The 1,497-nt window shown below is 42.0% G+C and carries 2 pseudogenes; one reads left to right on the forward strand and one right to left on the reverse strand.

Annotated elements, in window-relative coordinates:
- A pseudogene (locus JGK22_RS32405) lies at positions 1-467 on the forward strand (IS1 family transposase); the annotation flags it as partial.
- Positions 468-531: 64 nt separating this feature from the next.
- Here the strand turns inward: JGK22_RS32405 and JGK22_RS32410 are convergent.
- Positions 532-702, reverse strand: a pseudogene (locus JGK22_RS32410) (transposase family protein); the annotation flags it as partial.
- Positions 703-1,497: the final 795 nt, after the last annotated feature.

Consider the following 1,497-nt stretch of genomic DNA (forward strand, 5'->3'; position numbering starts at 1 on the left):
AGCGGCTGCTGTTAAGAAGCAAGTGGAAGTGACTCCCAAAGAAAAAAAGCGCTTGAATGTTCAGATGGATGAGTTATGGTCATTCGTTGATAGTAAAGGCAATCAGCAGTGGGTCTGGCTGGCATTGGATGCCCAGACTAGGGAAATTGTTGGTGTACATATTGGAGATCGTAGCGCAGTATCGGCTCAATATCTATGGAATTCAATGCCACCAGTGTACCGTCAATGTGCAGTAATTTATACTGACCACGTTTTGTGCTTATGATTCTGTATTGCCCAGCAAACGTCATCAAAGCGTAGATAAAGATAGTGGTTTTACTAGCTATATCGAGCGCTTCAACTGTACTATTCGACAACGAGTGTCTCGACTGGTAAGAAAGAGCCTAGCCTTCTCTAAAAAATTAGAAAATCATATTGCCGCAATTTGGCGGTTTGTGCATCATTACAATGCTAATTTACAACTCTAAATCCCTACTTTTATTTGAATTCAGTTTTATTCTCTCGATCCTTTCCTTCAGGGGACTACCCGTATTTAGCTCGCCCGTAACTTTCGATATCGACCCATGTATCAGCACCGCAAATCACGGCACAAATTGAGATGGTAATAATATCAATTAATTGATGATGTTTCGTCCGCTCAATTCTTGGATCTTCTCAGTCAGCAAAATGGTCGGCGATGGTGATTTTAGGTTTAAGTTTCATGCAGGGCAAACTCTAATTAAATATTTTTTGAGTAATCAAGAACCATCCTCCAATATACCATATTCTGTTAATATAAAATTTAGATGCGTTCGCCCTGTGATAAACGTGAGCTAGTCTTTGGGCAATCGCACTTTTTGACCTGCTTAGTTTAAACTCCAATTATCAAGCTTATGACGAAAAACTGTCATTTCTGGTCATAGGCCTGACAATCAACAGATAAAGACAAAAACCATTATTTTGTCCTATAACCCTTGCCAGAAAAGCGTTATAGCCACAAGTTTTTAGACCTGAATCCTTACTTTCAACTTAAAGTGCGGAATGTGGGTTACATCAATTTAGTAAGCAGAGACAACCAATCACCCTTTCCAATTTCGGTTGAAACCGCATCACCTTAAATTTGGGGCAATTGGATGGCAATCGCCTGTAGCCGGAGCCGAGCGCCCCTAGCCGCTTGCCCATAGCCCGAGCGGGTCTCAATCGCGGGCGATCGTCAAAAGATCTCAAAAGGGTTCTATATATAGTAGTAGCCATTTTACCTCTCAACGATTCTACCGACCCTTCATGACAGACGGCGGTCAAAAACTGACATTGGGGGTAAAAAAGCAGGTTCTGGCGTTAAAGAGGAACGAGCAATCGGATCTCGGAGCATCGAGGAACACCCAAAAACCTTACGGTGTATAGATTAAGCGAAAGATAAAAATTATTTTCGCAAAACGCTTGACAAGCCCTTGCGAAATAAGTATATTAATAAAGCGCCAGAGAGAGAGCGGTTCACACCGCGAACTTAAGGCACAG

Origin of the sequence: Microcoleus sp. PH2017_08_TRC_O_A, from assembly GCF_020738665.1 — a bacterium.
Taxonomy (GTDB): Bacteria; Cyanobacteriota; Cyanobacteriia; order Cyanobacteriales; family Microcoleaceae; genus Microcoleus.